Genomic DNA, 6,249 nt, shown 5'->3' with positions numbered 1-6,249 from the left:
GAGCAGATAGTGCAGACTTCTTTACTACTGATTAATCCATCCTGCTTCCAGAGTTGGTTTGCTAAGTGTTGCTACTGTACCCCTTGATTCTTTAACAGGCTGTACCTGGGGCCCAAAGGGGGCGGGCACTACGTGAAGATGGTGTACAATAGCGAGAAATTCAAGCAGGCGATCCAAGAGTGTCAGGGATGCTGGCGGCAGGTGGTGGCCAGTGCGCCAGCTCTTGGGATTCTGTTCGCGTCAGCGGTGCCGGGCACTTTGCTGTCCATCAGCGCCTCCTTGGCCTACTACGACAGCTGCCGCACCGCAAACCTGCCGCAAAACTTCACCCAGGCCTAGCGGAACTTCTTCGGTGCCCACACCTTTGAGCGCATCGGCAGGTCGGGCGTCTTCCACCACGCCTGGAATGCCTGAGGAGTTCTCGGGATTGCCCTCTGCCCATAAATGAGTGGGTTGCAAGCAGTCTAGTCTTGGTCGAGACAAGCCTTGGCTATGAACATTCAGTTGGCCGTGAATGGCACCCTGATGCGGGGGCTGCCCCTTAATGAGAACCTACTGCAAATCGGCGGTCGCTTTGTGCGAGAGGCCCAAACAGCCGCTTGTTATCGGCTTTGGTCCATCGGCGATGTTTATCCAGGCATGGTACGGGTTCGCCAAGGCGGTTCTGCAATTGCTCTGGAAATTTGGGAAATTCCCACTTATGGACTGAGCCAACTCCTTTTGCAAGAGCCGCCTGGTTTGTCAGTGGGCCGCATCCTTTTGGCAAAAGGGGAGGAAGTGCTCGGGATCCTAGCCGAACCCTACCTGTGTGAGGGGCAACTGGAGATTACCGCTTGGGGAGGGTGGCGAGCCTACATGGCTTCCAGAAACAGACAGAAATAATCACACCCCATCCGCTTTTCCAAGTCACAGCTTTGGCATCAGTTAACACGGTGGGGATCCCGCCACAGCACCTCGCCCTGCCGCATTGTCAACACTACATCCGCCGGGGTGACCCGAGTGAGAATCGACGCAACCAGATGACGACTGGCTCGCAAGTGAGGACGGGTAAAGTCCAGCACCACCAAGTCGGCAGGCAGCCCCACCTCCAAATAGCCGTACACATCAGATCCCAGCAGAGGCCGTAAATGTCGGATATTGCTGGTGACCATCTTCAAAATCTCCACCGGATTGGGGCGCACCGCATCTGCAAATTGGCTTTTGGCCACTTTGTAGGTGAAATCCAGCTCTGCCAACAAGTTCGGGCTATTCAGGAGTCCATTGTCGGTGCCCAGCAAGAGGTTGACCTCACTCTTCAGCAAGCGGGCAATCGGGGGCAAGGGCAGTCCCAGATTGGCATTGGCGCGTGGGTTCAAGACAACATTGACCCGATGCTGGCAGAGTAATTGAATCTCGCTAGCATTAGCTACAGTGGCATGAATCACCAAATGGGGATGGTAAAAATCAAGAGCCCGCTCCAAATCTCCCCGTCCAGCGATGGCCAGACTGATTTCTCGATAACCCTCATTTTCCAAACAGTGGATGGCCCGGATTTTGCCCATTTTCTCGCTTAGGTCGTGGATTTGCCGCCAGGCAGGTTCCGTCAAATCGTTCAGGGTGCTCTCAGAAAAACCATCCGCTACTGCCAGAATCTCCTGCAATTCTTGATAGGCTTGGGCGCTCAAGGGATCCCGATTTTGCCGCAATTGCTCCTCACTAAAAGGGAGGCTCTCAAACTGGCCCAAGATTACCGAGTGGATCCCCGCTTGGGCCGCAGCTTCTCGCAACAGTTGGCAGCCGTAGACCCCCTGCTCGCGAAAGTCGATGTGCCGAATGGTGCCCGTTGCCGCCATGTAGCGCAGGTGGGCGGCGATGTGTTCTAGATGCTGTTGCCGCGATTGTTTGGCCAATTCTCGATATTTGTAGCCATTGGGCCGGAAAAAACCTTCTTCCAAAGTCATGCCCGTTGCCCCATCCGGCAGACAGCTATCCCCCATGTGGGTGTGGCTGTTGGTGAAAGCCGGCACAATCACCCACGATCCCTGTTCCAAAGCGAGAACGGGATCCCCCAGTTCCATGCAGGTAATGGTGTCTTGTTCTACCCCAAAGCGAGAGCAGCGATGGGGAACTAACTCTGGGCCAGCCAGAACCACACCGTCTTGGAGTTGAAAATTCATAACTTGCAAAGCTCAAAGAACAGGGGAAAGCGGGAATTTCTGTACCAGGAGAGCGTTTTGCTAGCACAAAGGCAGCATCAGGGTCTTGAACCAAAGAGACTGTAGCTTAGGCTACGAAAACTTGTGGACAGAGGTCATTAAAATCCAAAGGCAATAAATTCGAGTTTGCTGCACCCTTCCCCTGTCAGAACGCCACATTGCCCACTGCCTCAATTCCCTTTGAGTAGGAAGCTCCTTCATCCATAGGAGGCCCAAGATGAGCCAATTCCCGTTTCAACACCTTTACACCCGCAGACAAATTATCCGCACCACCGCTGCTGCCACCACCTTTACCCTGACCTCACAATTGTGGCGCGCCCAAGCCCAGAACAAAAAAGAAATCACTATCGGCTTTATTTACGTTGGCCCCAAAGATGACTTTGGCTGGAACCAGTCCCACGCAGAGGGGAAAGTTGGCCTATCTAGCTTAGCTTGGGTGAAAACCATCGAAGAAGAAAATGTGCCGGAAACGGTGGCCGTGGAAGAAACTATGCGGGCCATGATCGAGCAGGATGGGGCAACAGTGCTCTTTCCTACCTCTTTTGGCTACTACGATCCCCATATCCTACGGGTAGCCCAGGAATATCCGGAGGTGCAGTTCTTTCATGCTGGTGGACTTTACATTGAGGGAGTACACCCGAAAAACGTTGGCAGCTACTTCGGCTACTTGGACGAGGGACACTATATCAACGGGGTGCTGGCCGGTTCCATGACCAAAAGCAACCGCCTTGGGTTTATCGCCGCCAAGCCCATTCCCATTGTGCTACGCAACATCAACAGCTTTACCTTAGGAGCCAAGAGCGTCAACCCCAACATCACCACTCAGGTGGTCTTTACGGGAGATTGGGCTCTACCTGTCAAAGAGGCAGAGGCCGCTAACAGCATGGCCGACCAAGGCATCGATGTGCTTACCTGCCATGTGGACAGTCCCAAAATCGTTATCGAAACCGCAGAGCGGCGGGGCTTGATGAGCTGTGGTCACAACACCAGCCAAGCGGCTCTGGCTCCCAAAGGCTATTTGACAGGCGCCGAATACAACTGGACGACCGTCTACACCCAATTGGCCGAGGCCATCCAGGCGGGCAAAACCCTGATGAACGGTGGGATCCCTCACCTCATTCGGGGGGGCATCAAAGAGAAGTTCATCAAAACTTCTCCCTGGGGAGCGGCAGCCAGCGAGGAGGCGAAAAAAGCCGGGGAAGCTGCTCTCGCTCAGTTACGGTCCGGCTCGTTGGTCATTTACAAAGGCCCTCTCAAAGACAATACCGGCAAAGAGGTGATCCCCGCCGGAATGGAATACGGCCAGCGGTCAGTTGAGCTGGAATCCATGGATTACCTAGTGGAAGGCGTGATCGGGAGTATCTCTAGCTGATGGCTACCACCTCTTCTGCTGTTCCCCGTTCGGCTCCGCTACGTTGGCGCTCCAGCCTTGAGCCCATTCTGCTGCCCTGTGGGGCTTTGTTGGCCTCGCTGCTGATCTTCGGTCTGTTTTGTGCGGTGGCCGGCGCGGATCCTATCGCCGTCTATAGCTCCATCTACAAAGCTGCCTTTGGCAGTTGGTTCTCCTGGCAAAATACCCTGCAACGGGCGGCTCCCCTGATGCTGACCTCCCTGTGTACCATCCTACCGGCCCGCATGGGCCTGGTGATCATCGGCAATGAAGGAGCCCTGGTGATAGGGGGAGTGGCGGCTGTAGCTATCGGGCTGTGCTCTGGATCCCTGGCTCCACCCGTGGTCGTTTTTCTGATGGCCTTGGCGGGCATGGTGGCCGGCGGCCTCTGGATCATGGCGATGGGGGCCCTGCGCCACTACCGGGGCGTGAACGAAACCATCAGCAGCCTGTTGATGAACTACATCGCCATCGCACTGATGAACCATTGGGTGGGGGGGCCATTGCGCGATCCCAGTTTCCTGAGCAAGCCCTCCAGCTTTGCCATTGATGAGGCCAACATGTTGGGCCGGCTGTGGGGTACTCGCATCCACTTTGGCTTGGTCTATGGCATCGTTGCCTGCCTGGTTGCCTATGTGTTGATCCAACGCACTACCTTGGGTTTTTCGGTGCGCACAATAGGGGGTAACCCGAAAGTGGCCCGAATGGTGGGGATTGCGGTTGGTAAGGTCACCTTGCTCATTAGCTTTCTGGCCGGATCCTGTGCCGGCTTGGCAGGCATGGTGGAAGTGGCTGCCGTACACGGGCGGGCCAACGAGTCTTTGAGTGTGGGCTATGGCTACAGCGGCGTTCTGGTGGCCTTTGTCGCCCGGCAAAACCCAGCCGTAGCAGTAGCAGTGGCCATTCTCCTGGGAGGGATCCTGGCCAGTGGCAGCATTTTGCAGCGCTCCCATAACTTGCCGGATGCCACCGTGCTAGTGTTTCAGGGCATCGTCTTCTTGCTGATTCTCTACAGTGAATCCCTTTACGGGCGCTTCGACTTTTTCCGGGATCGGGATCCCTCGGAGCGGGCATAGGTGAACTGGGCTTTGTGGAGCAATTATTCTGGCTTCGCTGCAAACCTCACATCCAGTCGGAAAAACAACTCCGAAAAAAGCTACAAACAACTAATTCAGTTGTCAGGAGAAAAACTCAGATGGAAACAGAAGCCCTGGGATGGTGGGGGATCCCCTTGGCGGTGATCGCCGGAACCTTGCGGGGAAGTGCGCCTTTTTTGTTCGTCAGCTTGGGGGAGTGCCTGACGGAAAAAAGCGGCAAAATCAACCTCGGCTTGGAGGGATCCCTGCTGATGGGGGCGATGAGCGCTTATGCCATCTCCTTCCTCACCCAAAACACGGCGGGTAAAGTGGTCGCCCCTTGGCTGGGGGTGTTGGTGGCCGGGTTTGCCGGCTTAGCTTTGGGAGGGATCCACGCCTTTTTGGCCCAACAACCTCGGGTTAACGATGTTGCGGTGGGCATTGCCATGATCATTTTTGGCAGTGGAATGGCCTTTTACCTGGGCAAACCCTTCATTCAGCCTGCAGCCCCTCGCCTACCTGCCTTTGAACTGGGAAATTGGAGCAGCAGTCCTGCCATTCAAGCTGCCTTAAAACTGAGCCCACTTCTGCTGCTGGGGATCCTCCTGGCCTTTGCCATGCACTGGTTCTTTCGCTCCACCCGTTGGGGCCTATTCGTGCGGGCCGTGGGCGATAACCCGGATGCAGCACGGGCCATGGGGATCTCGGTGCCCAAGGTAAGGGCTCTGTGCATTATGGCGGGCAGCTTCTTGGCAGCCGTGGGAGGAGCTTACCTGTCCTTGTACTACCCCGGCAGTTGGACAGAACGCATTTCCAGCGGACAAGGTTTGATGGCCGTAGCTCTGGTGATCTTCGCCAAGTGGAACCCGTTGCAGTGTTTGTTAGCCGCTTTTTTGTTTGGCGGGGCACAGGCCATTGGGCCGGCCCTGCAGTCGGTGGGCGTGCAGTCTAACTACTACCTGTGGAATGCCGCTCCCTACGTGCTGACCCTGGGGATCATGATCTTGACCGGTTCTCCACGACGAACCCTGGCGGGCATGCCCGGAGCCTTGGGTGCTAGGAAGTAACCTCTGGCCAGTCGAGGTGAACCCGATTTAGGGAGCCCTTGTGATGACGGCTGAACAGACCCGGCCCGCCAATACCTTGACTCTGAGAGAGGTTCACGATCTCTTAGGTCTGTGTCGGGGAGATTCTTTAGAGTTCGAGGAAAAGCTGGACTTGCCCCCTCTGACTGAGCGGGAGACTGAGGAGCTGACTCAACCCCAGGAGTTGTATTTTAGCTATCTGGCCGATGACATTCTGAATGAAGGGCAAGTCAATTTCTGTTTGTTTCTCCGCTTCTTAAACCAGCGGGTTTTCTATCGAGCGGCATCAAAACTGATCTAGAAGAAAATATTGCCAATATTACTGTTGAGGAGGAAGAAAGCTAAGTTGCTATCAAAGGTCGTATGGACTTACAGCCTGTTAATTTAAAATAGGGTACAGGTATTCAAGAGGAAGGAGAGAAAGGGATGCCAACCCATTCTTTGGATCTAAGGCAAAGAGTTGTAGCAGCTTATCAGGCAGGTAAGACCTCCATCCGCCAGGT

The 6,249-nt window shown here is 55.2% G+C and carries 7 protein-coding genes; 6 read left to right on the top strand and 1 reads right to left on the bottom strand.

Features of this window, described 5'->3' with window-relative positions:
- The first annotated feature begins 138 nt into the window (after positions 1-138).
- Both NW858_RS06960 and NW858_RS06955 read left to right on the top strand, forming a co-directional pair.
- Positions 139-339 (top strand): hypothetical protein, encoded by a 201-nt coding sequence (locus NW858_RS06960; protein ID WP_414348839.1) that lies wholly within the window; start codon positions 139-141, stop codon positions 337-339.
- A gap of 153 nt (positions 340-492) precedes the next feature.
- Positions 493-882 carry a gamma-glutamylcyclotransferase gene (locus NW858_RS06955; RefSeq protein WP_414348840.1) on the top strand — a complete coding sequence of 130 codons (390 nt, stop codon included), beginning with the start codon at positions 493-495 and terminating at the stop codon, positions 880-882.
- 38 nt (positions 883-920) lie between these two features.
- Here NW858_RS06955 and NW858_RS06950 read toward each other — a convergent pair whose 3' ends face one another.
- Positions 921-2,156, bottom strand: a complete 1,236-nt coding sequence (locus NW858_RS06950; RefSeq protein ID WP_414348841.1) for an amidohydrolase family protein — start codon at positions 2,154-2,156, stop codon at positions 921-923.
- Between the two features lie 256 nt (positions 2,157-2,412).
- Between NW858_RS06950 and NW858_RS06945 the strand changes: the two genes are divergently transcribed.
- The 4 genes from NW858_RS06945 to NW858_RS06930 all read left to right on the top strand — a co-directional run bounded on the left by NW858_RS06945 (position 2,413) and on the right by NW858_RS06930 (position 6,047).
- Entirely contained in the window at positions 2,413-3,567 is a 1,155-nt protein-coding gene (locus NW858_RS06945; RefSeq protein ID WP_414348842.1) for a BMP family ABC transporter substrate-binding protein, read from the top strand.
- Complete coding sequence (locus NW858_RS06940; protein ID WP_414348843.1) at positions 3,567-4,661, top strand: ABC transporter permease; 1,095 nt, start codon at positions 3,567-3,569, stop codon at positions 4,659-4,661. The genes NW858_RS06945 and NW858_RS06940 overlap by 1 nt, the downstream gene beginning before the upstream one ends.
- A gap of 119 nt (positions 4,662-4,780) precedes the next feature.
- The gene (locus tag NW858_RS06935; RefSeq protein WP_414520173.1) at positions 4,781-5,728 is read left to right on the top strand and encodes an ABC transporter permease; all 948 of its coding nucleotides are present in this window, start codon (positions 4,781-4,783) and stop codon (positions 5,726-5,728) included.
- Positions 5,729-5,771: 43 nt separating this feature from the next.
- Positions 5,772-6,047, top strand: coding sequence for a hypothetical protein (locus tag NW858_RS06930; protein ID WP_414348905.1), 276 nt, complete (start codon positions 5,772-5,774; stop codon positions 6,045-6,047).
- Positions 6,048-6,249: the final 202 nt, after the last annotated feature.

It is taken from the genome of Synechococcus sp. H55.10 (assembly GCF_047502715.1).
GTDB lineage: Bacteria > Cyanobacteriota > Cyanobacteriia > Thermostichales > Thermostichaceae > Thermostichus.
This window is presented reverse-complemented; position numbering and strand designations above follow the sequence as displayed.